This is a genomic window from Geobacter sp. AOG1, assembly GCF_019972315.1.
In the GTDB taxonomy this organism is placed as follows: Bacteria; Desulfobacterota; Desulfuromonadia; order Geobacterales; family Geobacteraceae; genus Geomobilimonas.
In genome coordinates, this window is the sequence record NZ_BLIZ01000001.1 from 1,079,258 (window position 1) to 1,104,191 (window position 24,934).

Genomic DNA, 24,934 nt, shown 5'->3' on the forward strand with positions numbered 1-24,934 from the left:
CGGCCGCCTTTTCTATTTTGTGCGAAATGTCAGATGTATGAGTGGTTCAGGAGAATCCTTTCCCGGTCTCAGTGAATGAAGCTGAAGAACGTTTTGTCTTCCCGTTCCGGCGGGGGGATGGCCCCCTTGCCATGCGCCACCAGCTTCAGCAGCCAGGCCATGTTTTTCCCCAGCACCCGCATGATCTGCACCCCCTCCAGGTCCTGGACCACCTCGCCCGGGGTTCGGCCATGGATTACGTTCCAGTAGTTGGAGGTCGGCAGCAGCATCTCGGCATAGTTGAGGAAGTTGTTCAGCTGGTCGAAGGTCGGCAAGGCCGCCGGAGCGCCGCACCGCGACCACCGAGGCCCCTACCTTGTGACGGAGCATGCTGTCATTGACGCCGGTGACGAAGAAGGCGCGGTCCAGGAACGATTTCATGGTGCCGCCGATGGCGGAATAGTGCACCGGGGAGCCGAGGATGATCCCGTCCGCCCGCTTCATCTTCTGAATCCACTCGTTGACCTCGTCGTTGGGGAGCACGCACTGCTCGTTCCGGTTCTTGACGCATTGATAGCAGGCGATGCACCCCCTGACCGCCTTGTTCCCCACATGGACGATCTCGGTCTCGATCCCCTCCCGTTCCAGCTCCGCAGTCACCATCTTCAGCGCATGCCAGGTGTTCCCCTCCTTGTTGGGGCTACCGTTGAATGCCACGACGTTCATACGTTCTCCTTTGTCATGAGATAACTTCAAATGCCCGTTTCACCTCACCCGCAGTTGCAGGTGGAGCAGCCGGCGGCGGCACACGTCTTCGGAACCATCTCCGCCTTCGCCCATTCGGTGATATCCGCGGCAAAATGCAGATACAGATCGCTGCTGCCGGCCAGGGGGATCCAGTACGAGTCCAGAACGGCGCCTGCGAAGTCGAACCAGCCGACGACCCGCTTGGCGGTCTGCTCGGCCAGCGCCTGGTTGGCCTGGCACCCTTTGTGGTGCTCTTTCTCTCCCATTTCGACGCAGCGGATGCCGGTAGGGTAGCCGACCGCCTCCCCCGCCTTGTTTACGGCGAGGATCGTCCGGTCCTTGTGGACCAGCATGACGGGAAAGGGGAAGTTGTCGCAGAAGAGGTGGAAGTTACTGCGGGTTTCAGCGCTGATTTCGTGTACTGCCATGTGTGGTGCTCCTTTTCAGGTTTGCTGTTCATCCGGCGATGCCGGACATGGTGACGGTATCGTTGGGTGACTACGGTTTCGTGAGGACGGTGCTGAAGAGGGTGTCGATGAAGTCCCGCACCGGTTGGGGGGATCTCATGACTTTGGCGCTGAGGATGGCCCCCTCCCAGCCGGAAAAGATAAATCCGGCAATGACGTGGGGGTCATAGGATCGGGGGAGCTCTCCCGCCTGCTGGGCTTCACTGATGCAGACGGCAAAACGCTCCCGCCAGGAGAGGATGATTTCGTCGAGGCGGCCGCGCAGCCGGTCGTTGCTGGCGGCCAGCTCCTGCCCCAGATCGCCGATCAGGCAGCCGACCGTGCAGTGGTGCTCGGCCAGCTGGGTCAGACCCCGTTCGAGAAAAATCCGCAGTCGCTCCAGCGGAGTTGCCGATTCATCCGCCAGGAAGACGTCCAGCCGGGCCAGAAAACGGCCGGCAAAGGCCTCGATGACCGCCAGGCCGAATTCTTCCTTGCTGCCGAAGTGGTGGTAGAAGCAGCCTTTCGGTACCCCTGCCTGCTTCAGCACGGTGTCGATGCCGGTGGCGTTGTACCCACCGGTGGCAAACAGCTGCATCCCTGTTTTTATCAGCTCCGCTCGTGTGTCGCGTCTGGTCATGGATACATACTAGACAGAACGGTCTAGTATGGTCAAGGGTTTTTTTTACGTACCGTGGGCGAAGGCCTCGATTCATACCCCCTCGCGTTTTGCACGCGACAGGATTACAATTACTATCATGACTACATAGTACGGGAGGTGGCTGACATGGTAGACATTCTTCATCGAATCGGGATCAAAGCCCCTGCGGCTCGGGTCTATAACGCGTTGACAACTTTGGAAGGTCTGGCCCACTGGTGGACCGACGAAGTTCTGGGCGATACCCAGGTCGGAGGAAAGATCGAATTCCGCTTTCGCACGCAGTCAGGCGAACTTCTGGGCGGAATGGTCATGGAAGTGCAGGAGCTCAACGATAACAAAGATGTGCGATGGCGCTGCGTAGAGGGGCCGGAGGAATGGGTTGGCACTGACATCACGTTCCAACTGACAGAGCAGGACAACCAGACGATTGTCCTCTTCGGCCACAGAAACTGGCGCGAGGCTGTTGAGGCAACCTATCACTGCAGTATGAAGTGGGCCACGTTCCTGTTAAGCCTGCGTGAGTATGTGGAAACAGGGAGAGGGAAGCCCTCACCCCATGATCTGAAAATCGATAACTGGAATTAAATCCACCGTCCGGTTATCAGCCAATCTCACATAAAAAGAGGCCAAGGGTCGCATACCCCTTGGCCTCTTTCGTTTATGGCTGATCATTCTTTTGAATAACTTAAGGTTGTTCAAAAATAGTCAGATCGACGTACCCGCAGAAAGTCCCGCGGAGGCGTAGCACCCAAGCAACGGGCATAAACAGCGCTACGCCGCACAAAGGGGCTTTCGAGGACGACGGCGAGATGGCTGTTTTTCAACAACCTGCTGATTACAGTTTCACATCCAGCTCGTTCTGGTAGATCTGCTCACGCACCTGCTTCTTCCTGATCAGAACCAGTTCGGAACTGCGTGTCCTCATGACTGCCGGTGGCTTGCGGTGGGAGTTGTAGTTCTCCGGCGACATGCTCTCGGAATAGGCTCCCGTGCCGCCTATGACGACATAGTCACCGATTTCCGGTTCGGCGATCAGCACCGGCACGATGTTGCCATCATTGTCCAGACGGACCGAATCGCCGCTTTCGCAGCAGCGCCCCACGATCCCGAAGGATTTCAGCCCGGCCGTCGGCTTGCCGTCATACTCGCTGGAGAGCAGCGTACCGTCCTGGCGGATGATGGCGATGGGGTGCTCGGAGCCGTACAGGAGCGGGCGCGTCAGCAGCTCCATGCCACCGTCGACGATCAGGAAGTTCAGCTCGTTGGTCAGCTTCTTGTCGATGATCCGGGTGATGATATGGCCCGAGTTGGCGACCACAAAGGTCCCCGGCTCGATCTCCATCTGCAGTTCGCGGCCGGTCGCCTCCTTGAACTCCTCTATCCGCTGCTTCGCATAGGCGCCCAGCGAGGCGATGTCGGCCTGTTTTTCCCCCGGCATCCGGGCGACCTTGAGCCCGCCGCCGAAGCTGACCGTGGTGGCATCGGGGAAATAGGTCTTGACGAAGCCCAGTTCGCGGTCGATGTTCTCCCGCCATTTTTCCGGGTCCCCCCCGGAACCGATATGGACATGCACCTGGGTGAAGCGCAGCCCCTTTTCGTCGGCCAGGGCCTTTACCGTGGGGACGTCGTTCAGGTGCACGCCGAAGCAGGAATATTCGCTGCCGGTATCGCGGGTCTGACTTTCACCGCCGCCGGCGGCCCCCGGATGGACCCTCATGGAGAGGTCGATGTTGTTCTTTTTGGCGAAGTCGGCAATCAGTTGAAACTGCGTCATGGAGCAGACGTTGTACTTCAGGCCGGCCCGAACCATCTCCTCCAGCTCTTTGCGCTCCTCACCGGACGGGACCTCCTGGGTGGTCAGCATCATCCGGGCATAGGGAACCCCGGCGGCAAAGGCACGGGCCGCTTCGTCGAGGGACGAGCAATCAAGATCCAGTCCCTTGTTGGTGACGACCCGCAGGACGGTACGATCCGAGTTTGCCTTCATGGCGTAGCGAACATGCAGGCCGTAGGCATTGGGCATGTTCAGCAGCTGGTCGCAGCTGTTTTCTATGTATTCCTGGTCATGCAGATAGACCGGCGTTCCCCACTGCCGGGCTATTTTCGGGATGAGCGTTGCGTCCAGTCTGGTCGGACCGAAGTATGTCATTGCCATGCTTTCAACCTCACAAAATGTGATATGAGCCCGCTCCCCGGCAACGGGAAGAGGGTTACCCTTCTATGTACCATTTTCGACCGGCGCAGTGCAACACCGTTCTGGAAGTTTGTTGCAGAAAATGGGGTCACAAAAAAAGATTTTTCAAAACCCCATCCCATGATAGTTTGAAGGTCGCCGCGCAGAAATCCATCACTTACCATTGGAGGTACACATGCAACGAATGCTCATCCTGCTGGTTCTGGTCCTTACCCTCGCCACATCCGCTACCTGCCTGCTGGCAGCGAACACCCTTCCCAAGCCCGATAAATTCGATGAAGAGGAGATCCTGACCGGCGAGCGGCTCGGGACAAAATACGATACGATCGTCGTCAAGGATTACTCAACGAAGGACGCGGAAATCGCCAACATCGACGATGAAGAAATGAAGATGCTGCAAGACGCGAAAAAAGAGATCGTCAAGGCGCTTACCGACAGCACGGTGAAGAACCTGAAAAAACATAACATCTTCAAGAAGGTCGAGGCCAACAGCTCAACCAAGACCAGGGCGGTCATCCTGCAGGGAAAAATCACCAAGTTCAACGGCGGGGTTGGCGCGGCCAAATGGTTCCTGGGCTTCGCGGCCCCCAAGAGCACCAAGACCAACATTTCCATCGATGCCGAATTGGTCGACGCCGCAACGGGCACCGTGCTGGTGAAGATCAAGGATATCCGCTCCGGCGGAGAAGGCAACACCCTGGGGAGCAGCAACATGACCAAGGCCTTTATGGTGCAGGCGCAGGACGAGGGTGAAGAGCTGGCCGAGTTCATAAAAGAAATTTATTGATAGAGAGCAATTTTTCGGAAGTTCCCGTGGCATGATACGTACCTCAAAAGGCGGCCAACCGGCCGCCTTTGCAATTTCTGCTCTTGAAGTTTTACTGCAAGCTGAACCACAATGTATCCTGGAATATCGATCCAGGGAAAGAGCACGGAGTGACACGAGGTGTAAGCGACGATGTTTGACGGGATTTTCTGGGACAACGACGGGGTGCTGATGGAGACCGAGCACCTCTATTATCAGGCCAATGCCGAGGCGCTGGCGCAGGCGGGGGTGAAGCTTTCCCTCGAAGAGTTCTGCCGGATCTCCCTGCGTCAGGGGGAGAGTGTACTTAGCCTCGCCGCCAGCGACAGCGATGCGGAGGAACTGCGCAGGTTGCGGAACGACATCTATTTCCGGCTGCTGGGTGAGGAAGCACGGGTGTACCCGGGGGTTCACGATACCCTGGAGCGGCTCCACGGCCGGCTACCCATGGCGATCGTCACCAGCTGCAGGCGGGAGAATTTCCTGCAGATGCATCGCAACAGCGGGCTGCTCGGCTACTTCGATTTCATCCTCACCCGCGAGGACTACGGCGCATCCAAGCCCGATCCTGAGCCGTACCGGACCGCCTGTGTCCGTGCCGGGCTCCATCCCGGCCGCTGTCTGGCCATCGAGGATTCGGAACGGGGGGTTGTTGCCGCCGCCCGGGCCGGTCTGACCGTCGCCGCGATCCCTGGCGACCTTAACCGCGGGGGCGATTTCAGCGCTGCCCGCTGGCGCTTGGAAGGTATCCGCGAGCTCCCGCCGCTCCTGGGACTCGACTAGGGGGCAAGGTGGTTCCGGAATCCAGCGGGGCCTGCCCGGCGGCTCGTGTCCGAGCGGTCACCGGCCGGCGACGCGCCGCTGCTTCAGGAAGAGATAAACCAGCGGGGGGAGGATCAGGACGAAGGCGATGCCGAGCAGCCGGAAGGTTTCCCCCACCCCGCGGGCGTCGGCATACTTCCCCACCAGGGGGCCGGTGAGCGCGAACAGCAGCCGGAAACAGAGAGACTGGAGCGACAGCATGCCGGCCCGGTTTACCGACGGAATCTCGGCCTGGGCGGCGTGAAGAAGGAACGGACCCTTCATCCCCCGCATGGCCGTCAGAAGATAGTAGAAGAGAAATCCCCACACCCCCGCCGCCAGCCCCAACCCCAGGAATCCCCCCCAGACCAGCAGCACCAGCAGCAGGACCATCCCCCTGTCCCCCAGGAAGGCCCGCACCCGATGGCTCAGGAAGGCGCAGATGGCGACGGTGAGGTTGGCCCCCGCCCAGATCGGACCGAAGGAGGCGAGGGGGACGCCGGCATCACGCATGTAAGGCTGGATCAGCCAGACCGGGTAGAAGGAGGAGAGTCCCAGCGCGATGCTGAGGAGGATCGCTGCGCGGAGGCGCCGGTTCTCGATGAAGACGTAGCGCGCCGAAGCGAGCGCCTCTTGCAGGTGACTGATTTGGTGATTCCGTTCACGCTGCGGTTCCGTCAACCCGCGGGTGAGGAGCAGCGCAAGCACCCATACCCCCACCTGGAGGATGAAGGGGAGGAGGGGGTAGTGTGCGTAGAGAACGCCGGCGAAGAGCGCCCCCGCTGCCTCGCCGGTCTGGCCGAACCCGGTGGAGCGCCCTTCGAAACGGGCATAGGCAGGTTCCTCCTCCGTTCCCTTCAGGGATTCGTAGAGGAGGGCGCTGTCCGTGCCGCTGATGAAGGACGTGGATATGCCGAGGAGGATTTCGGCAATGAGGACGTCGTGAAACGACGTGGCGACGGTGTAGAACCCCCATCCCACTATGCCGAGGAAGGAGGCAAAGGTGAGGGCCGTCCGGTAGCCGACCCGGTCGCTGATGTACCCGGACGGGTACTCCATCACCACCATCGCCACGGCGAAGATGCTCTGCAGGAGCAGGATCTGGGACAGGGACAGTCCGATATGGTCCTTCCAGAACAGGGTAATGACCGCCATGGGAAAGAGGGTCATCTGGAGGAAGGAGAAGGCATAGAGCAGGGGGACGTTACGCCGGAGGGAGGTCATGGTGAGCATTATGAAGCATTTGGGGCCAATTATGAAGGGGAAAGGTGACGCTCCCGCGCTGCGCATTTGACCTGTGGGGCGACTGCGAGTATGATACGGGAACGAACGAGAAGGGACGAAACTGCAGATGCACCAATTGAAATATCTGGCAGGCTATTCACCGCACATAACGGCCCAGGTGGCCCAGCTGATTGCCGAGAACCGGCTGGGGAGCGTCCTTGTACAGCGCTATCCGAAGGCGCACGAAGTAAGAACCGACAGGGCGCTCTACGCGTTTACCGTCGACATAAAGAACGAGTTCCTGCGCACCACCCAGCCGCTGAGCAGGGTGGCCTACGACGGGAAGATCCATGTGCTCAACAACGCCCTGGGGACCCACACCTTTGTGTCACGGGTCCAGGGGGGGAAGCTGAAGGCAAAGCACGAGATCCGCATCGCCTCCGTCTTCCGGGACGCTCCCGTGGAATTTCTGAAGATGATCGTCGTGCACGAGCTGGCGCACCTGAAGGAAAAGGAGCACAACAAGGCTTTCTACCAGCTGTGCGCGTACATGGAACCCGCCTACCACCAGCTGGAATTCGATACACGGCTGTTCCTGACCCAGGTGGAGATGGCGGGATCACCGTATCTGCAAGCCTGACCAAAGTGCCGGAGCCTCCATGAAAATACAGAAACTGACCATAGAGAACCGTCCCAAGGTCTACGCCCTGTTGCAGCGCGCCTTTCCCGGGAGTGACTACGAAGCCGGGCTGGTGCAGAAACTCCACGAGCATGGGAAGCCCGTCCACGAATGGGTCTGCATCCATGTCAACAAGGTCATCGCCTACATCGCCTTTACCAACGCCTATCACGGCAACGACACCTGCGGGTTGCACCTGGCCCCCATGGCCGTGGCACCCGATTTTCAAAAGCAGGGGGTGGGTGCGGAACTGCTCAGGTTTGCCCTGCGGCAGGAGGCGATCAAAAGCCAGACCCTGTTTGTCCTGGGGGAACCGGGCTACTACAAGAGGTTCGGCTTCGAGCCCTGCAGTGCTCCCATCTGTTCCTTTGACAAAAACAATGCGCATTTCCTGAGCATGCGCAACACCGTCGACACCAGATTCACGGTGGGGTATGAACCCGAGTTTACACCTGCTGCTGCACCGCCAAGCCCGCAGGGTAAGAAGCGCCGGACACGGTGAGGGTCGGGGAGAGCCGATAGCCAAGAAAGAGGGGGGAGTTCCCTTTTCCCCGAAGGTGAAATGTTAATGCCGAAAAATCGTGATGCAGCCCGCGCCAACCTGGAAAACCTGTACCGGATCTTCACCGTGCCGGAATCGCCCGATTCGACCCTCGGCGCCATCGATCAGGCGATTGCCGCCGATGTCGCCGGCTTTCTGCAGACGCATATCGTCGCCATCGAACGGAACCTGGAAGAGATCGAGACCCATTTCTCCGCCGCCGCCATCCCCGAAGAACCGACCTACGTCTCCGAGTATACCGAATTCGTCAAGACTCACCTCGTCGCCCAGTCGGTGCATACCGCCGCCCCCGGTTTTGTCGGGCACATGACCTCGGCGCTCCCCTACTTCATGCTCCCCCTGGCACGCCTCATGACCGCCCTCAACCAGAACCTGGTCAAGGTGGAGACCTCCAAGGCCTTCACCCCCATGGAGCGGCAGGTCCTCGCCATGCTCCATCACCTGGTCTACCGCCGGGATGACGACTTCTATCCCCCTTGGATCCACAACAGCCAGCATGCCCTGGGGGCCTTCTGCTCCGGCGGCACCATCGCCAACGTCACGGCGCTCTGGGTGGCGCGCAACCGTCTCTTCGCGCCGGACGGGGCATTTGGCGGCATCGCGCAGGAAGGGCTCGGGCGGGCGTTAAAGCATCGCGGCTGTGACGGGATTGCGGTCCTCGTCTCCGAGCGGGGCCACTATTCCTTCGGCAAGGCCGCCGACCTCCTCGGTCTTGGCCGGGACAACCTGGTCAAGATACCGACTGACGCCCAGAACCGCATCGACATGAAGGTACTGCGTGAAGAGTGCCGGCGCCTGCGGGAGCGGAACATCCTGCCGCTGGCGGTGGTGGGGATCGCCGGCACCACCGAAACCGGCAACGTGGATCCCTTGGAGGCGCTGGCCGATTTCGCCCAGGAGCTCGGCTGCCATTTCCATGTGGACGCCGCCTGGGGTGGCCCGACCCTCTTTTCCGACCGTTACCGCCATCTCCTCGCCGGCATCCAGCGGGCCGACTCGGTCACCATCGATGCCCACAAGCAGCTCTATGTCCCCATGGGGGCGGGGATGGTCGTCTTTAAGGACCCCACCGCCCTGTCGGCCATCGAGCATCACGCCAACTATATCCTGCGTTACGGCTCCAAGGACCTGGGGAGCCATACCCTCGAAGGGTCGAGGCCGGGTATGGCGATGCTGGTCCATGCCGGTTTTTCCATCATCGGCCGCAAGGGGTACGAGCTGCTCATCGACATGGGGATCGAGCGGGCGAAGACCTTTGCCGCCATGATCCGGCAACATCCCGATTTCGAACTGACCAGCGAACCGGAGCTGAATATCCTCACCTACCGCTACTGTCCGCGCAAAGTACAGCAGACCCTGGCCGCAGCGCCGGCCCGGCAGCGGCTTGTCATCAATGCGCTCCTCGACCAGGTCTGCCAGCTGCTGCAAAAACACCAGCGGGAAGCGGGCAAGACCTTCGTCTCCCGGACCCGGCTGCGGGTGGCGCGTCATGGCGAGGAACTCACCGTCCTGCGGGTCGTCCTGGCCAACCCGCTGACCACCGACGGGTTACTGGCGGCGATTCTGACGGAACAGTGCGAGATCGTGCAGCAGCCGGAGATTCAGGCTTTGCTGCGGCAGGTGGAGGGGGTCTGTGCTTTAGTGGATGCGCAGGGTAATTAAATACGGTCCCTGGGATTCTTGAAGTTGTACTCGTAATCAAATATGAGGCGAAAAGAGGGATAATCATGCAGTTTTTACAGATGATATGGAATGGGATAAGTGGCCTTGGACCAGGCACAGTGATACTGAAAGCTCTTTACCTACTGTTTCTTGTAGCAGTATTCTGGATGATTTGTGAACTAGCCAAGCACGTGGTAAATGTTCTTGCTAAGCTTGCTGTGGATGCTTTGCGCTATCTTGCGATTGTCGTGAGAGGGTGGCCGAAGAATACCGAAGAGTTTGATGAAGCCAGAGGACAGGGCAAGTCTACCCCCTTATCCAGGCATATGTAGGAATATTGTGTTAACAAAGATCGTGTTCCACGAGTAACGCACCCCAAAGCTACATTGCTTATCATGAGGCGGCCAATCGGCCGCCTTTGCTGTTTCCTTGCCGCCGTATTCGATCCTCCCCGGGAAGAGACATATTGTGTGGATGTTTTTCCTTGAATAAAGGAAAATTTCTGCTATTATTTCCTTGCCATGAAGAAAGAATTGCTGAAACAGATCATCAGAGATTTTCATGTTTCCCCGCTGCCGGCGCTTAAACGTCGAACATTGCGGGTACCCACTACCACGGGGAAAATTATTACACTCGTGGGGGTGAGACGAAGCGGTAAGACTTCGTACCTGTTCAATCTCATTGAGGACCTCCTGAAACAGGGCGTTCCAATGGACAGGATTCTGTATGTCAACTTTGAGGATGAGCGGCTAGATCTGAAAACAGAGGAGCTTGATCTCTTGCTGCAGGCTTACCAGGAGCTTTATCCTGATTTGCACTTGGAGGGGTGCTACTTTTTCTTTGATGAAATCCAGAACATTGATGGTTGGGACAAATTCGTGCGGCGACTGTACGACAAGGGAACGAAAAATATCTACATCACCGGGTCTAACGCACGCTTTCTGAGCAGCGAGATTGCCACAAGTCTTCGAGGGAGAACCATCAGTTATGAGGTGTACCCTCTGTCGTTCCGCGAGTATCTGTCCTTCAAGGACATTGTTCCGGACGTTAACAGCTCGAGGTCTATAGCACAGATCAACCACCAGCTGGAAGGCTACCTGAAGCATGGCGGTTTCCCTGAAGTTGTCGGATACGACGATGCTTTACGCAACCGGGTGCTGCAGGAATACTTCAATGTCATGATCTATCGTGACTTGCTCGAACGGTATGAGATCAAGAATCTGCCGGCGCTGAAATTCTTTCTGAAACGAATTATGGCATCGGCGACAAAGCAGGTCTCGGTCAATAATATCTATAACGAGTTAAAGTCATCAGGGTTCAAAATAGGCAAAACCCAGCTGTACGACAATCTGGAAGCCTGCGTGAACATCTACATGGCGCAGATATTGAAAAAACATACGAACTCGCTAGTGGACCGGGAGTTGGGCGAGAAGAAGATCTATGTCATCGATAACGGACTGTTAAACGCGATCGATTACAAATTTTCCGACGATACCAGCAAGTCTCTGGAGCAGGCAGTTTATCTGGAACTGAAACGACGTGAGAAAGATATCTGCTTTTTCAAAGACAAATCCGAATGCGATTTCATCGTAAAACACGGGTCAGACGTGACGGAAGCTATTCAGGTCACGGTAAAGCTGAGTGATGAAAAGACCCGGAAGCGTGAGATTAAAGGTCTAATGGAGTGCTGCAGGGAATTCGGATTGCAGGAAGGCTTGATCATTACCCTCGACAGCTCGGAAGAATTTGAACTGGACGGGATCAAAATACGTGTTGAGCCGCTTTATCGCTGGCTATTGGTTTAAAATCATCACCAGAATCATTACTGGTGGATATATTGACGGCTTTGACAGAGATATTCTTCATCGATGTGGGGACATCACGCTTGATTCAAAAGGCGGCCAATCGGCCGCCTTTGCTGTTTCCGGTGCTCCGCGTAAAAAGGTTGGCTTGATCTCCAGGATGTGCGATTCTTACCCCGGCCGGTGAAGAGAAGAATTCGCCGGGGAGTACCCGCGTCGGGAGAGAATGTGAACGCAGTGCCGCAACTCTATGTACTGGATGGCTCCAGCTATATCTACCGTGCCTATTATGGCGTACGGGATCTCGCCACCTCCGGCGGTATGCCGACCAATGCCGTCTTCGGCTTCACCCGGTTGCTCCTCGGCCTCCTGCAGGAGAACCGTCCCGATTACCTCGCCGTCGTGTTCGACCCTCCCCGGGAAGAGACCTTTCGCCGGGAGCTCTACCCCCCCTACAAGGCGCATCGGGACGCCATGCCCGCGGACCTCGTTTCCCAGCTGCCGTACATAAGGCAAATCTTGCAGGCCCTCAATATCCCGGCCCTGGAAGTCCCCGGCTTCGAGGCCGACGATGTCATCGCCACCCTGGCCCGCCGTTCTGCCGCAGAGGGTATGGAGGTCACGGTCGTTACCGGCGACAAGGACCTGCTGCAGATTGTCGGCGACGGGATCGGTCTGCTGGACACCATGAAGGAACTGCGGTCCGGCTCCCGGGAGGTCCTGGACCGCTTCGGTGTCCCACCGGAGCAGGTGCCCGATGTGCTGGGGCTGGCCGGCGATGTCTCGGACAATATCCCGGGAGTTCCCGGGATCGGCGAGAAGACCGCTGCCGGACTGGTCCGGCGGTTCGGTTCCCTGGAAGGGGTGCTCGAGTGGAAAAGCCTGGTGAACGGCAAGCAGCGCCGGGAAAATCTGCACGTCCATGCCGACCAGGCCCGGCTCTCGAAAACCCTGGCCACCGTTCGCTATGACGTCCCCCTGGATCTGGACTTGGCCTCGCTGCAGCGCCGGACGCCGAACCTCCCGGAGCTGATGCCCCTTTTGCGGGAGTTGGAATTTTCGGCTCTGGAGCTCGCCTTCACCCCGCCACCCCCCGGCGTGGTGGAGATCTACTGCGACGGCTCGGGGAGGGACGCCGGTCCCGGGGGGTATGGGGTGATCCTGCGCTATGGGGAGTCCGAGAAGGAGCTGAGCGGGTTTGAGCCCGCCGCCACCTCGCAACGGATGGAACTGACGGCGGCGATCAGGGGACTGGAGGCGCTGCAGAAACGGTCGAGGGTGCGCGTCTTCAGCGATTCGCAGTACCTGGTCCGGGGGATGGGCGAATGGCTTGCGGGCTGGAAGCGCACCGGTCGCCTGGAGGAGCCGGACGCCCTCAAGAACCAGGACCTCTGGCAGCAGCTGGCAGCCCTCTCCGCCAACCATCAGGTCACCTGGGAATGGGTGCGTGGCCATGACGGGCATCCGTTCAACGAGCGCTGCGACAGGCTGGCAAAGCGGGCAGCAGAGGCGGGGGTGCGGACGACGGAGGAGAACGCGCGGGCGGCACGACAGGCGGAGGAACGGGAAAAGAAAGAGAGCGCCATCCCGAAGGCGACTGCCCCTGCCGGGCCGGCACCGGCTCGGATTATTGAGGAGACCGCATACGAGGCCGATGCCGACGGTCAGCTGCTGCTCTGTTGAATCAATATGGATGCGGCAGTTGAAGAAAGTCGCTCTTTGCGGACCCCTTGCAACTGCCGAATGCTGTATTCATTAAAAAGAAACGTCGTGAAACCTTGTTCTGATAGGTTTCACGACGTTTTGACGTTTCAGGGTCCCGGAACTGCTGGCCGGGGCACCTATTTTATATTGAGCAGTTCAACCTCGAAAATGAGGGTCGCATTGGGGGGGACGGCACTCCCTGCGCCCCGGGTACCGTAGGCAAGTTCGGGGGGGCAGACCAGTTTGGCCTTGCCGCCGACCTTCATCTTCTGGACTCCTTCGGTCCAGCAGGGGATTACCCTGGAGAGGGGGAAACTGATGGACTGGTTGCGTTTGTAGGAGCTGTCAAACTCCGTGCCGTCCGTCAGGGTGCCGCGATAGTTGACTTCCACGGTGTCGGTGGCTTTCGGCGACTTGCCCTTGCCATCCTTAATGGACAGGTAGACCATTCCGGATGGGGTCTTCACGGCGCCCTTTTCCTTGGCGGCCTTGTCGATGGCGTCGTTAGCCGAAGCAAAGGCAGGAACTGCGAGAATCGTGGCAACGGTTGCAATGATCAATCTCTTCATCGGTGCTCCTCACTATGATGGAATTTGGATGCAGCGGCCGATATCCTAGCATTGAAAATCCACTGTCGTCAACGGCCGTGGTGGGCTGCGGGAGCATATCCCGGTTGCCCCAATGGACAAAAAAGATTATCCTGCTGGTATGGCACATCGACATCACATACTTGCCCGTCGCTGCTGGATCTTCGACCTGGACGGCACGTTGACCCTGCCGGTGCACGATTTTGCCGCCATCCGCGCAGAACTCGGCATGGCCGAATCCGACCCCGACATTATCCAGTTCCTTGCCTCCCTGCCGGCGGTCGAGGCCGCCGAAAAGCATGCCCGGCTGATCGAGATCGAGTATGAGCTTGCCGCCAGGACCGCCGCCGCACCCGGCGCCGGACGGCTGCTCGACCGGCTGCTCCGCCGCGGCTCGCAGGTCGGAATCCTCACCCGCAACACGCGGGAGATTGCGCTCCATACCTTGGACCAGATCGGCCTCAAGCAATACTTTCGCCCGGACGCGGTCCTCGGCCGGGACGAGGCCGCGCCGAAACCCCATCCGGCGGGTATCGCCAAGCTGCTTGACGCCTGGGGGAGCGCTCCGGACGAGGCGGTGATGGTGGGGGACTACCTCTTCGACCTCCAGGTGGGGCGCGCCGCCGGCACCGCCACCATCCATGTGGACCGCAGCGGCGCCTTCCGCTGGCCGGAACTTGCCGACCTGGCGGTGGCAAATCTTGAGGAGTTGGCCCAGGGGCTGACGGATGCCGTTCCCGTGCCGGCCTCCTGACCCCAGTCGATGCACATGGACTAATTCAAAAGGCGGCCAATCGGCCGCCTTTTTTGCATTTGCGCGTTGCTCCGGGTTGTGACGGCACGATGTGCAGGTCAGAGTCGAACTCAAGCAGTTCAGGGGGCCATGGTGATTGACTTCGCCAAAATATGTATTAGAGTAAATTCATGTTTTTGTGAGGAGCTGGTGGCGTCAGGGATCATTCACCCGGTTCGCCATGAATGATCCGAGAAGGTAACATCACATGAGTCGGAAGCCTCGTACATTGACTTCAGGATTCATTCACTCGCGAGAGTATTTCGCGGAACGCCCCGCCCTTGAAGTGCAGGGGACACTTCTGACCTACGGAAAACTTTATGAAAAGGCGGCCTCGCTTGCGGCAACGTTGCAGCAACAAGCACCCAGTCCCCAGTCTGACCTCACGGCTGTGTTCGCCTACCGCTCCGAAACGGCTTTTGTCGGCGTTTTGGCAGCCCTTTTCAGCGGCCACGGGTATGTCCCCTTAAACACGACCTTCCCGCCGGAACGGACGCGGCTTATGCTGCAGCGGTCCGGTTGCGGACGGATGATCGTCGACACCGAATCGGCACAGCAGTTCAACCAGATTCTGGAGGGGGTCAGTGAACCGCTCACCATCATCCTTCCTGAACGCAGGGATGTTGGCTTCCTGGCGGAGCAATTCCCGTTGCACAGGTTTTTGGGGGCAGATGACCTGGAACCTGCAGAGCGCTGGAGTCCTGTCGAGATATCTCAGAATTCGCCGGCCTATGTGCTCTTCACTTCCGGTAGCACCGGCATTCCCAAGGGGGTCATGGTTTCACATCGCAATGTTCTCACGTTCATCGATGCCATGGTCGAGCGTTACCGGATCAACGAGTATGACCGGTTTTCCCAGATGTTTGACATGACCTTCGATCTTTCGGTTTTCGACATGTTTGTCGCCTGGGAGCGGGGTGCATGTGTCTGCTGTCCATCGAAAAAACAGGCCATTATGCCCCAGAAGTACATTCAGGATTCGAAAATCACCGTATGGTTTTCCGTCCCCTCGACCGGAATTTTCATGAAAACACTGGGCATGCTCAAACCCAACTCATATCCCACGCTCCGGCTCAGTCTTTTTTGCGGAGAGGGACTGCCTGCATCACTGGTTTCGGCATGGTGCGAAGCTGTCCCACAGTCTCTCATTGAAAACCTGTACGGCCCGACGGAACTGACCATTGCATGCACCCTTTACCGCTGGGACCGCCACAACTCTCCCGCCGAATGTGAAAATGGTCTGGTGCCTATCGGCCAGCCCTATCCTGCGATGTCGAAACTGGTGGTGAATGAGAACCTGGAGGAAGTCGAGCCGGGGGAAATCGGCGAACTGTTGATGACCGGCCCGCAGAGGAGCCTCGGTTACTGGCAGGACCCCGAGAAGACCGCGGCCGCTTTTGTGGTGCCACCAGGCAAAAAGGATACCTACTATCGTACCGGTGACCGAGTGCGACGGCCGGTTGGCGATAAGCCGCTGATTTATCTGGGGCGGATGGATATGCAGATAAAGGTTCTCGGGCATCGGGTGGAACTTGGCGAGGTCGAGTCGGTGCTTCGCGAGGAGGCCGAGACCGATGTTGCAATTGTGCTGGGATGGCCGGTGACTGAAAGCGGGGCAAAGGGTGTGATCGGCTTTTTGAAAAAATCCCGTCGATCTGTTCAGGAAATCCTATCACGGGTCGAAAAAAGGTTGCCTGATTATATGGTTCCTAAGCAGGTTTACCTCGTGGAGAGCTTCCCTCTGAACAGTAACGGCAAGGTCGATCGCAAGACACTCATGAATCTCTTGGGGAGTCAGTCATGAACCATTTTTCAGCTGGCATGGTGCGGGAGTTTCTGCTTGATTTCGTCGAAGAGCGGCTAATGGTGTGTGGCATTTCTGCAGCGGAGGTCAACGACGACTTTGATCTCCTCGTCAGTGGGGTAATCGATTCCCTTGCGTTTCTGGAGATGACCGTAGTGCTGCAGGAGCAGTTTGAGGTGGAGCTTGATTTTGACGAAATTGACCCGGTGCAGCTTTCCATCGTTGGATCCCTTTGTCATTACGTCAGTTCGCTGAAACTGAAAGGTCTCGCGTAAATGGCGGCAATCAAACGTTCACGGAATTGCCCACTCGAGATCTACCTGAAAGCAGGGACCGAGGGGAACCCAGAGTACTTTTCCAAGAGGCTGTCGTTTTGAAGATTCATAAAAAATAGTGCACGGAAATGATGGAGGAGGGACCGTGATAAATCCCGAACTTTCCAGAATCGTCGCCACGCTGGAGGAACTTCCGTTTCCTACCCGCTTTGCGGTAGAGGTCTGCTCGGATTGCAACCTGGAATGCATCATGTGTCATCATCCCAACATGCGCAGGCCGAAGGGGAGGATGCCGTTTGAATTGTGGAAAATCTGTGCCGATGAGATAGCGGCTCTTTCCCCCGAAACCCAGTGCTGGTTCTCGTTCATCGGAGATCCGTTTCTCGAGCCCGACCGGCTTTTGCAGATGATTCAGTATGGCAAAAGGGCGGGGCTCCGCTCTCTCAATGTAAACACCAACGGAATGCTAGTCAGACCTGAACTTTCCGATCGCATTCTCGATTCCGGCGTTGATCTCATCGTGTTCGGGATCGACGGCTTTTACCGGGAAACCTATGAAAAGATACGCGTCAAAGGGAATCGGGATCTGCTCTATGCGAATGTCATGCACCTTCTGGTCGAGCGTCAAAAACGTCATTATGGCCCCGAGATCCAGGTCCAGTTCATCGAAATGGCTGAGAATGAGAATGAACGGGACACGTTCGTGCAATACTGGTTGGAACGGGGTGCCACGATAAAATTGCGCAACAAGCTGAGTTGGGGGGGGCAGTTTGAAACTTCACTGGAGATTCCGAAACAGGAGCGGATCCCCTGTCCCTGGGCCACGACCATGATGCATGTGTATTGGGATGGCAGAATTCCCCGGTGCCCCGGCGACACAGAAGGGGAGGAGGGTGTGGGGAATGCCTGGGACGAACCGCTGTCCATCTTGTGGAGACGTCTCGGGCAGTATAGGAAAATACACCTTGAACAGCGCTTTGAGGAACTGCCGGATCGGTGCCGGGACTGTAAGGACTGGATGACAGGAGCTGCCGAGAGAATCAATCTCGTTTCGGTCAACGATAATTGAATTGGGAAACGATGGAACAGGTCAGGAAAACACTGTATCTCTGCGGTGCCGGAAACCTTGAGGGCGTACGATTGGCACTCACGGTCAACATGGATCAGCAGCGCTGGGATCGAATAGTCCTATTGGACGATGATCCGAACAAGCAGGGGAAATCAGTCCTCGGTGTGGAGATTGTCGGGCCCTTTTCCGTGCTGGACGATGTCGATGCGGGCTCTGCGGAAATCGTCAACCTAATCACACGAAGTGCGGTGAGACGGTGGCTGGCCTGGGGTAAGCTCAAACAGTACGGTCTTCCCTTTGCCACTCTGATCCACCCGAATGCCGATACCTATGGTGCGGAACTTGGCGAAGGGGTTACGGTCTACCAGAATTCAATTGTCGGCCCGGCGGTTGTTGTGGGTGACGGGTCGGTAGTCATGGTGGGAGCTGTGGCGGGGCATGGATCCCTTCTGGGCAAGTGCTGTATCCTGGCCCCGAATGCGGTTGCCAATTCGAGGGTTAAACTCGGGGACGGAACCTATGTGGGGACGAACGCGGCGATCATGCCCGAGGTGAAAGTGGGGGAGTGGTCAACCATTGGCGCCTGCTCCGCGGTCATTTGCGACGTTCCGGCAGGGACTACGGTCATGGGGGTTCCCGCAAAAACAGTCATGACGCTCAAACAAAAACTCGCATCTGAAAAGGACGAAACACTTCCTCCCGACATACGCAACGAATTGAACGTTCAACTTGAACGTGGCCCGGCACACGTATCGATAAAGGGTATACATTGAAAACAATCGTCGTCATAGGCAATGGAAGTATGGCGGTTGATTGCCTGAAAATCATGAAGATGCATCGGCAAGCTCATGTTGCATTGGTCATTGCCGATCCCCAAGATATATCGCTGATGTTTTTGCGACACTATTGCAAAGCAGAAGCTCTCGATCTCGAACTTAGCAGTAATGTCAATTCTGCAGAGATTGTTGAGAAAATCAAAGCTATTGGTCCGCACATACTATTCAACATCAACAGTTTTCAAATTATCAGGGAGGAATTGATCGCAATTCCGCGTGAAGGGATAATCAACTTCCATAATGGCCCTTTACCCAGGTACAGGGGGATAAATGTCTGCTCCTGGGCAATCATGAACGGCGAAAAAAGGTACGGAGTTACCTGGCATTTTGCGGAGAAGGCCATAGATTCGGGAGATATTGTCGCTCAAGCATGTTTCGATATCTCTGAAACCGAGACAGCCTTCAGCTTGATCGTAAAATGCATCAAGGAAGGTACCGCGCTTTTTGAGCGGTTTTTACCGGTTGTTCTTGAGGGGAACATTCCAAGAATAAGGCAGGATCAAACCCTGGCGAGTCACTATACCAGGAGAGATATTCCCAATGATGGGTTTGTCGATTACAGCTGGAATTTCGATGCGTTCGATCGCTTTGTAAGGGGGCTCAGGTTCAGCCCGATCCACAACAGTTTTGTACATCCAAAATCAATAGTGAATTCAAGGGCCTTTTTTATTCACACTATATCAAGGTGCAAAGAATCCGTTCCCGAAACAGTGGCGCCCGGAAGGATTTTCGGGCTTTGCAAAAGCGGGATTGACGTAAAAATAAATAATAATGCCATACGTATCACGGAGGTTCTGAACGATACGATGAAGCCGATTCGTATGGGTAGTTTTATTGAAACATACAACCTTGAAGTCGGCAGTCAGATGCAGCCATGTGGACGTGCCTCATATTGATCTGTTGAATCTTCAATCCCATTGATTCATTGACGCGAATTGAAGGTGGAGAGACCCTGTGAAAACGCTTTACCTTTGCGGTGCCGGGAACCCGGAAGGTGTGAGGCTGGCGCTTACGGTCAACAGTGTTCATAAGCGCTGGGACCGGATTGTCATTCTCGATGATGATGTCTCCAAGCATGGCCAGCAGATTCTAGGCATTGAGATCGCCGGGGCATTTTCTCTTCTTCAGGACGCGAACCCCGCTACCGCTGAAGTTTCGAATATGGTGGCCCGTACGGCGACGGGTCGCCAGGTGGCATACCACAAGATCGAGCAGTACGGAGTGCCCTTTGCAACCCTCATCGCTCCGGACGTGGATATTCAGGGGGTTGATCTGGGCAGCAATATTACCGTCTACCGAAATTCCCTGTTTTGCGCGAACGCTACCGTGGGCGATGGGTCCATCATTTTCGCCGGTGCAATAATTGGTCATGGTTGCCGTCTGGGAAAGGGGTGCATTGTCGCCCCAGGCGCTGTGATTAACGCCCGGGTTGAACTTGGCGACGGTGTGTATGTCGGAACAAACGCCTCTATCATGCCGGAATTGAAAATTGGCCATGGATCGGTCATCGGCGCAAACTCTGCGGTTGTTCAGGATGTCCCTGCAGGGGCGTCGGTCATGGGGGTTCCGGCGCAGATTCTGATGCAGAGAGTGGAAACTCCAGCAACTCATCAGCATTCAGATCAGGAAGCCTTTGAATTGCCCTCGACGGAGATTGAGCGGAAACTCGCCGCGCTCTGGATGAAGATCCTGAACGTTAAGCGTGTCGGCCGTAATGACGACTTTTTCCTGTTAGGAGGCACGTCGATCGATGCGGTCAACCTCTTCGTGGAGATAGAACAGGCGTTTCAGGTGAGACTTCCTCTCCCGATTCTGCTTCAGGCCCCCACACTCAGGCAATTGACGAGCTTCATTCAGGAGGGTGTGCAGAAACCTGACTGGTCGTCACTGGTTCCCATCAGAGAAGGAGGGGACAGGCCTCCCCTCTTCCTGGTTCATGGCGCTGAAGGAAACATATTGCTGTACCGAGAATTGACCAATTATCTCGGAGAGGATCAGCCGGTGTACGGTTTGCAGTCCCAGGGGCTGGACGGAAGCGGACGTCTTCTGGCTACCGTTGAAGAGATGGCATCTTGTTATGTTCGAGAAATAAGGGGTCTCCAGTCAAAGGGCCCCTATTTTCTGGGAGGCTATTGTCTTGGGGGAATCATTGCCCTCGAAATGGCGCAACAGCTAAGAGCGGAGGGAGAGGAGGTCGCTCTCGTCGGGATGATCGAAACCTACAACGTTCACTTCAATCCAACGCCCCGATCTCATCTCGTGTCTCTTGTTCACCTGCTGCAGAATGTGGGGTATCATCTGGGGAATCTTCTCTCTCTTGGGATGTCGGATCGGTTGAGGTTCCTGAAAAAGAAGTTGTCCGTTGAGAAGGGGAGACTCGCACTTCGATTCGCCTCGTGGGGAAGGAAGGGGGAGGAGAGGATGCCGTACCCCCATTTGGCCGTAACAGAAGCGAATGAACAGGCGGCAACGGAATATATTCCGAGGGAGTATTCAGGCCGGGTGGTGGTGTTCCGGCCCAAAGTCCATTTTCTGGGACAGAATGATGCCACGTTTGGATGGGGCGAGGTAGTTCGCGAAGGCCTTTCCGTGTGTAGTCTGCCAATCTATCCTAAAGCCATGCTCGTTGAGCCATTTGTGCAGAGTTTGGCGGAAGAAATCAATCGTTACCTGGGGCAGGCATTAACTAGCGCGGAACAATAGGGTGTTCAGAAAATTCTCGGCACAACAGGGGGCACCATTCCTGATTCAGAAGGCGGCCAATCGGCCGCCTTCGTCGTTCCCATATAAAGTCTATCCTGTTCCTATGGCATCTCACCACCACATACTAGACCGTCGCTGCTGGATCTTCGACCTGGACGGCACGTTGACCCTGCCGGTGCACGATTTTGCCACCATCCGCGCAGAACTCGGCATGGCCGAATCCGACCCCGACATTATCCAGTTCCTTGCCTCCCTGCCGGCGGTCGAGGCCGTGAAAAAGCATGCCCGGCTGTTCGAGATCGAGTATGAACTGGTCGCCAGGACCGCCGCCGCGCCGAAACCCCATCCGGCGGGGATCGCCAAGCTGCTCGACGCCTGGAGGAGCGCACCGGATGATGGTGGGGGACTACCTCTTCGACCTCCAGGTGGGGCGCGCCGCCGGCACCGCCACCATCCATGTGGACCGCAGCGGCGCCTTCCGCTGGCGGAACTTGCCGACCTGGCGGCGGCAAATCTTGAGGAGTTGGCCCAGGGGTTGACGGATGCCGTTCCCGTGCCGGCCTCCTGACCCCAGTCGATGCACATGGACTAATTCAAAAGGCGGCCAATCGGCCGCCTTTTTTTACTTCTGAAGTACCGTGGAACAGGCGAGCGCTGCCCTTCCTAAAATCCCCATGCACCCTGTACTTTGCCGATTTTTCTCTGGACCTTGCCCGTAATCCGCTCGAATCTCCCCTTTGTTTCCAATGTCCTGTTCGAAATCAGTGAGCCGACCATTCTTTTTGCCGTACCTCGTACTTCATGAAATATCCCTTTTGCCATCCGCTTGGTACTGGTTCTCATGATGCACCTCCTGCCGCTTGAGAAGCAACGGCTTACCGGTTCTACAGCCACAACTGCATTGCCTCTTCTGACAATCACAGTATATCACAAAGGATAAGGTGAGGTCTTGAAATATAAGGTTTGCACGTAGGGGGCAAAGCTATGGGGTCAGGTCGTCTGGCTCAGGTCAACGAATTCAGAAAATGAATATCGCGGCGGGGAATCGGGATTTCGATCTTCTGGTCCCGGAAACGTTCTATTACAGCCTGGTAGATCGCAGCCTGCGTGGGGACAAAATCTTCAACCTGCACCCATGGCCTGATCGCCAAGGCGACAGATGATTCATTCAGGGCAGCTATACCGACAACAGGAGCAGGATCCCTCAGCACTTTGGGGTTTTGCTGCAGGATATCACTCACTATTGAGAGTGCCAGCGCGAGGTCCGCACTGTACCCTATGGTTGCAGTCAGATCAAGCTGGCGAATGGTGCCGTAGTTGTGGAGTATCTCACCCACAATCTTCCTGTTGGGGACAATAACACGCGAATTGTCCGAATGCAGCAGTGTGGTGGAAAATAAGGCTATATCGGTTACCTGACCGTATACCCCGAGAAGTTCGATATATTCACCGATGGTGAATGGTTTTGAAAAAATGATTGTCAGTCCGGCCACAAGGTTACCGAGGATCCCCTGCATCGCAAGGCTGATGCCGACCCCAGCCACGCCGATTCCGGCTATGAGCGGCGTGATCTGTACCCCCATTTGGCCAAGCGACATGATCCCTATGAATGCTATGATCAGGAGCTTGACAACCTTGACAATGAGGTTGCTGACCGGCTCGTCATACGCCTTTGACTTCAGCCAGCGATGGATGAGATTGCCGACCCAGCGGGCGATAAACACCCCTATGCCCATCAGAACAATAGCGGTGAGAATCTGCATCCCGTGATCGACAAAATAGAAAATTATTTTTTCGGTCAATTCCGGTGATGTAGCCACTGCTGCTTTTTTTGCCGGATTAATGTCCACCATGGGGTCAGGATATCATGAGAAGGGAAATTCGCAATGAATTTGAGATCAAGAATCAGGAATTCCGGGGAACACTTTACGTAATTCTGCAAGAAAAAGGGCCAGGCTACTTTGAAAACAAATTGCTTGGCCCCTTTATCATCCTGGTTGTGCTTCAAAAAATACCTGCCTATTCGGTGCGGCTGGTGACCTCCAGCAGGTGGAAGCCGAACTGGGTCTGAACCGGAGAGGACCTTCCCCACTTCGCCGGTGAAACGATGGATCGAACTCTTCAACTATTGAATCTGTCTGCGTGTCAGTTCACTGGCGTAGTTGACCCCCAGAGAATCGCGGTGTTTCCTGGCCCAGTCTGTCAGCCTGGTTTTACCCAAAGGAGGAGAATCAACTGCCAGTAAGCCGGCCATCAACCCTCCGATTTCCTCGCGGGTTATGACGACATCGTGCGTCATTACCCCCATGATTTTCCCGGCGAGCAGGCCGAGCCATGGGGGGAGATCGATGATGGGCCGCCGGCAATCGATGACCCGGGCTAAATTCTCCACCAATTCGCGGAAGGTAAATGATTCCGGCCCAATTGCATCCCATGTCAGGTTATCGGTGCGCTTTCCTGCCGCAATGGCCAGTTCTGCAAAATCATCGACATGAATCGGCTGGATCCCGTAGCGGCCGTTACCGAACAGGCCGTAGACGGGAAATGTACGCAGCACCCAGGCGATGTTGTTGATCAGGATATCCTCCCTGCCAAAGAAGACAGCCGGGCGAAGGATCGCATACGATACTCCCAGATTCTTGAGATATGACTCCAGTTCTGCCTTGCCGCGAAAATATTCGAAAGGAGAGTCCGCGGTTGGATTGGTAATGCTGACATGGACGATCCGCTCGACTCCGGCCGCCTTGGCTGCATCGAACAGCCGCTTGGTGTTTTCCACCGCCGCCTTGTGTGAAAAACGCCGGTGATTGAACCTGACCCAGTAGGTGTTATAGAGTACCTTCGCTCCGGAGAGAGACTCTTGCAGTTGCTGCGGATGCTCGAAGGCGAGGGGGTGCGCTTCGACCTGCCCCTGGAAAGGGTCCGTGGCTGACCGGCTGTTGGTTATCGTGCGCACCTTAACCCCTTCTTGCAGCAACTTTTGTGCGATGGATTTTCCCGTGTAACCAAAGGCCCCAGTGACTACATGCAGTTCTTTTGTTGACATGATCGCCCTCCGTTCTTTTTGTTCAGAATTTTGTGAACAAAGCAATCAAAAAAATTACTTTCGGTTCGGAAGCAGAGAAACCAGCGCCTTGACCTGGGCTTCACTCTTAAGCGCAAGACGGGCAAGGTTGTCAAAGACATCCAGCATCTGCTTCATCTGGGCGAGTCGGTCGACGGCGATTCCTGATGGTGCTTTTTTCGCTTGCTCGCAGGTCAAGGAGATGCTTGCCAGGATTGGATCCAGTTCACGTTGCTTACGTTGCCTCATGATATTAAACAGCATTTCCCACGCGTCAGGTTCACAGGCATAGAATTCGCGCCGGTCGCCCGGAAGAAAGACCTTTCTTATGACGTTCCAGGAACGCAGTTCCTTGAGAGATGTGCTGACGTTGCTCTTGCTGATCTGCAGCCGCTCGACTATCTCATCGATACACCATGGGCGGTCAGTGATAATGAGCAAACCATGAACTCTGGCCACGGAGTTGTTGACTCCCCACGCACTCCCCATGGTTCCCCACGTTTCTACGAATTGATTGATCAGCTCTTCGTTCATCGA

27 protein-coding genes and 1 pseudogene are annotated in these 24,934 nt (G+C 56.5%); 18 read left to right on the forward strand and 10 right to left on the reverse strand.

Annotated features, from left to right (window positions below):
• Positions 1-68 precede the first annotated feature (68 nt).
• The 3 genes and pseudogenes from LDN04_RS04870 to LDN04_RS04880 all read right to left on the reverse strand — a co-directional run bounded on the left by LDN04_RS04870 (position 69) and on the right by LDN04_RS04880 (position 1,812).
• A pseudogene (locus tag LDN04_RS04870) lies at positions 69-705 on the reverse strand (flavodoxin family protein).
• Positions 706-749: 44 nt separating this feature from the next.
• On the reverse strand, positions 750-1,154 hold the full coding sequence (locus LDN04_RS04875) for a hypothetical protein (protein ID WP_223907049.1): 405 nt from the start codon (positions 1,152-1,154) through the stop codon (positions 750-752).
• A gap of 70 nt (positions 1,155-1,224) precedes the next feature.
• Positions 1,225-1,812: a TetR/AcrR family transcriptional regulator gene (locus tag LDN04_RS04880; protein ID WP_223907052.1), complete on the reverse strand. Its 588-nt coding sequence runs from the start codon at positions 1,810-1,812 to the stop codon at positions 1,225-1,227.
• Positions 1,813-1,959: 147 nt separating this feature from the next.
• On the opposite strand from LDN04_RS04880, the gene LDN04_RS04885 reads away from it, so the two are divergent.
• On the forward strand, positions 1,960-2,418 hold the full coding sequence (locus LDN04_RS04885; protein ID WP_223907055.1) for an SRPBCC domain-containing protein: 459 nt from the start codon (positions 1,960-1,962) through the stop codon (positions 2,416-2,418).
• Positions 2,419-2,668: 250 nt separating this feature from the next.
• Here LDN04_RS04885 and LDN04_RS04890 read toward each other — a convergent pair whose 3' ends face one another.
• Positions 2,669-3,988 (reverse strand): diaminopimelate decarboxylase, encoded by a 1,320-nt coding sequence (locus LDN04_RS04890; RefSeq protein WP_223907057.1) that lies wholly within the window; start codon positions 3,986-3,988, stop codon positions 2,669-2,671.
• 214 nt (positions 3,989-4,202) lie between these two features.
• On the opposite strand from LDN04_RS04890, the gene LDN04_RS04895 reads away from it, so the two are divergent.
• Together LDN04_RS04895 and LDN04_RS04900 are read left to right on the forward strand one after the other, a co-directional pair.
• The gene (locus LDN04_RS04895) at positions 4,203-4,814 is read left to right on the forward strand and encodes a DUF4410 domain-containing protein (RefSeq protein ID WP_223907060.1); all 612 of its coding nucleotides are present in this window, start codon (positions 4,203-4,205) and stop codon (positions 4,812-4,814) included.
• 171 nt (positions 4,815-4,985) lie between these two features.
• Positions 4,986-5,615 (forward strand): HAD family phosphatase, encoded by a 630-nt coding sequence (locus LDN04_RS04900; RefSeq protein WP_223907063.1) that lies wholly within the window; start codon positions 4,986-4,988, stop codon positions 5,613-5,615.
• A 57-nt stretch (positions 5,616-5,672) separates the two neighbouring features.
• On the opposite strand, the gene LDN04_RS04905 is transcribed toward LDN04_RS04900, so the two are convergent.
• On the reverse strand, positions 5,673-6,857 hold the full coding sequence (locus tag LDN04_RS04905; RefSeq protein WP_223913339.1) for an MFS transporter: 1,185 nt from the start codon (positions 6,855-6,857) through the stop codon (positions 5,673-5,675).
• 127 nt (positions 6,858-6,984) lie between these two features.
• Here LDN04_RS04905 and LDN04_RS04910 point away from each other — a divergent pair, with 127 nt between their 5' ends.
• From LDN04_RS04910 to rnhA, 6 genes are all read left to right on the forward strand, one after another.
• Complete coding sequence (locus LDN04_RS04910; protein WP_223907065.1) at positions 6,985-7,497, forward strand: M48 family metallopeptidase; 513 nt, start codon at positions 6,985-6,987, stop codon at positions 7,495-7,497.
• A 19-nt stretch (positions 7,498-7,516) separates the two neighbouring features.
• The gene (locus LDN04_RS04915) at positions 7,517-8,038 is read left to right on the forward strand and encodes a GNAT family N-acetyltransferase (protein ID WP_223907068.1); all 522 of its coding nucleotides are present in this window, start codon (positions 7,517-7,519) and stop codon (positions 8,036-8,038) included.
• 66 nt (positions 8,039-8,104) lie between these two features.
• Positions 8,105-9,760: a pyridoxal-dependent aspartate 1-decarboxylase PanP gene (gene panP, locus LDN04_RS04920; RefSeq protein ID WP_223907071.1), complete on the forward strand. Its 1,656-nt coding sequence runs from the start codon at positions 8,105-8,107 to the stop codon at positions 9,758-9,760.
• A 65-nt stretch (positions 9,761-9,825) separates the two neighbouring features.
• Positions 9,826-10,092: a hypothetical protein gene (locus LDN04_RS04925; RefSeq protein WP_223907074.1), complete on the forward strand. Its 267-nt coding sequence runs from the start codon at positions 9,826-9,828 to the stop codon at positions 10,090-10,092.
• Positions 10,093-10,281: 189 nt separating this feature from the next.
• Positions 10,282-11,565: an ATP-binding protein gene (locus tag LDN04_RS04930; RefSeq protein ID WP_223907077.1), complete on the forward strand. Its 1,284-nt coding sequence runs from the start codon at positions 10,282-10,284 to the stop codon at positions 11,563-11,565.
• Between the two features lie 225 nt (positions 11,566-11,790).
• A complete protein-coding gene (gene rnhA / locus LDN04_RS16950) occupies positions 11,791-13,245 on the forward strand; it encodes a ribonuclease HI (RefSeq protein ID WP_223907080.1) in 1,455 nt (484 codons plus the stop codon).
• Between the two features lie 158 nt (positions 13,246-13,403).
• Here rnhA and LDN04_RS04940 read toward each other — a convergent pair whose 3' ends face one another.
• Positions 13,404-13,835, reverse strand: coding sequence for an FKBP-type peptidyl-prolyl cis-trans isomerase (locus tag LDN04_RS04940; protein ID WP_223907083.1), 432 nt, complete (start codon positions 13,833-13,835; stop codon positions 13,404-13,406).
• Between the two features lie 139 nt (positions 13,836-13,974).
• On the opposite strand from LDN04_RS04940, the gene LDN04_RS04945 reads away from it, so the two are divergent.
• From LDN04_RS04945 to LDN04_RS04980, 8 genes are all read left to right on the forward strand, one after another.
• Complete coding sequence (locus LDN04_RS04945; RefSeq protein ID WP_223907086.1) at positions 13,975-14,607, forward strand: HAD family hydrolase; 633 nt, start codon at positions 13,975-13,977, stop codon at positions 14,605-14,607.
• A 268-nt stretch (positions 14,608-14,875) separates the two neighbouring features.
• Entirely contained in the window at positions 14,876-16,450 is a 1,575-nt protein-coding gene (locus tag LDN04_RS04950) for an amino acid adenylation domain-containing protein (protein WP_223907088.1), read from the forward strand.
• Positions 16,447-16,725 carry an acyl carrier protein gene (locus LDN04_RS04955; protein ID WP_223907091.1) on the forward strand — a complete coding sequence of 93 codons (279 nt, stop codon included), beginning with the start codon at positions 16,447-16,449 and terminating at the stop codon, positions 16,723-16,725. Before LDN04_RS04950 ends, LDN04_RS04955 begins: the two co-directional genes overlap by 4 nt.
• 145 nt (positions 16,726-16,870) lie before the next feature.
• Positions 16,871-17,794, forward strand: coding sequence for a radical SAM/SPASM domain-containing protein (locus tag LDN04_RS04960; protein ID WP_223907094.1), 924 nt, complete (start codon positions 16,871-16,873; stop codon positions 17,792-17,794).
• 11 nt (positions 17,795-17,805) lie between these two features.
• Positions 17,806-18,567, forward strand: coding sequence for an acetyltransferase (locus LDN04_RS04965; protein ID WP_223907097.1), 762 nt, complete (start codon positions 17,806-17,808; stop codon positions 18,565-18,567).
• On the forward strand, positions 18,564-19,526 hold the full coding sequence (locus tag LDN04_RS04970; protein WP_223907100.1) for a methionyl-tRNA formyltransferase: 963 nt from the start codon (positions 18,564-18,566) through the stop codon (positions 19,524-19,526). The genes LDN04_RS04965 and LDN04_RS04970 overlap by 4 nt, the downstream gene beginning before the upstream one ends.
• Positions 19,527-19,584: 58 nt before the next feature.
• On the forward strand, positions 19,585-21,333 hold the full coding sequence (locus tag LDN04_RS04975) for a thioesterase domain-containing protein (protein WP_223907102.1): 1,749 nt from the start codon (positions 19,585-19,587) through the stop codon (positions 21,331-21,333).
• Positions 21,334-21,436: 103 nt separating this feature from the next.
• A complete protein-coding gene (locus tag LDN04_RS04980) occupies positions 21,437-21,901 on the forward strand; it encodes an HAD family hydrolase (protein ID WP_308464655.1) in 465 nt (154 codons plus the stop codon).
• 95 nt (positions 21,902-21,996) lie between these two features.
• Here LDN04_RS04980 and LDN04_RS04985 read toward each other — a convergent pair whose 3' ends face one another.
• Both LDN04_RS04985 and LDN04_RS04990 read right to left on the reverse strand, forming a co-directional pair.
• Positions 21,997-22,176: a CsbD family protein gene (locus tag LDN04_RS04985; RefSeq protein ID WP_214173672.1), complete on the reverse strand. Its 180-nt coding sequence runs from the start codon at positions 22,174-22,176 to the stop codon at positions 21,997-21,999.
• A 161-nt stretch (positions 22,177-22,337) separates the two neighbouring features.
• Positions 22,338-23,186: a mechanosensitive ion channel family protein gene (locus LDN04_RS04990; RefSeq protein WP_223907104.1), complete on the reverse strand. Its 849-nt coding sequence runs from the start codon at positions 23,184-23,186 to the stop codon at positions 22,338-22,340.
• Positions 23,187-23,200: 14 nt separating this feature from the next.
• Between LDN04_RS04990 and LDN04_RS04995 the strand changes: the two genes are divergently transcribed.
• A complete protein-coding gene (locus tag LDN04_RS04995; RefSeq protein WP_223907106.1) occupies positions 23,201-23,404 on the forward strand; it encodes a hypothetical protein in 204 nt (67 codons plus the stop codon).
• Between the two features lie 54 nt (positions 23,405-23,458).
• Here LDN04_RS04995 and LDN04_RS05000 read toward each other — a convergent pair whose 3' ends face one another.
• Positions 23,459-24,379, reverse strand: a complete 921-nt coding sequence (locus LDN04_RS05000) for an SDR family oxidoreductase (protein WP_223907108.1) — start codon at positions 24,377-24,379, stop codon at positions 23,459-23,461.
• Positions 24,380-24,433: 54 nt separating this feature from the next.
• Positions 24,434-24,931, reverse strand: coding sequence for a GbsR/MarR family transcriptional regulator (locus LDN04_RS05005; protein ID WP_223907110.1), 498 nt, complete (start codon positions 24,929-24,931; stop codon positions 24,434-24,436).
• Positions 24,932-24,934: the final 3 nt, after the last annotated feature.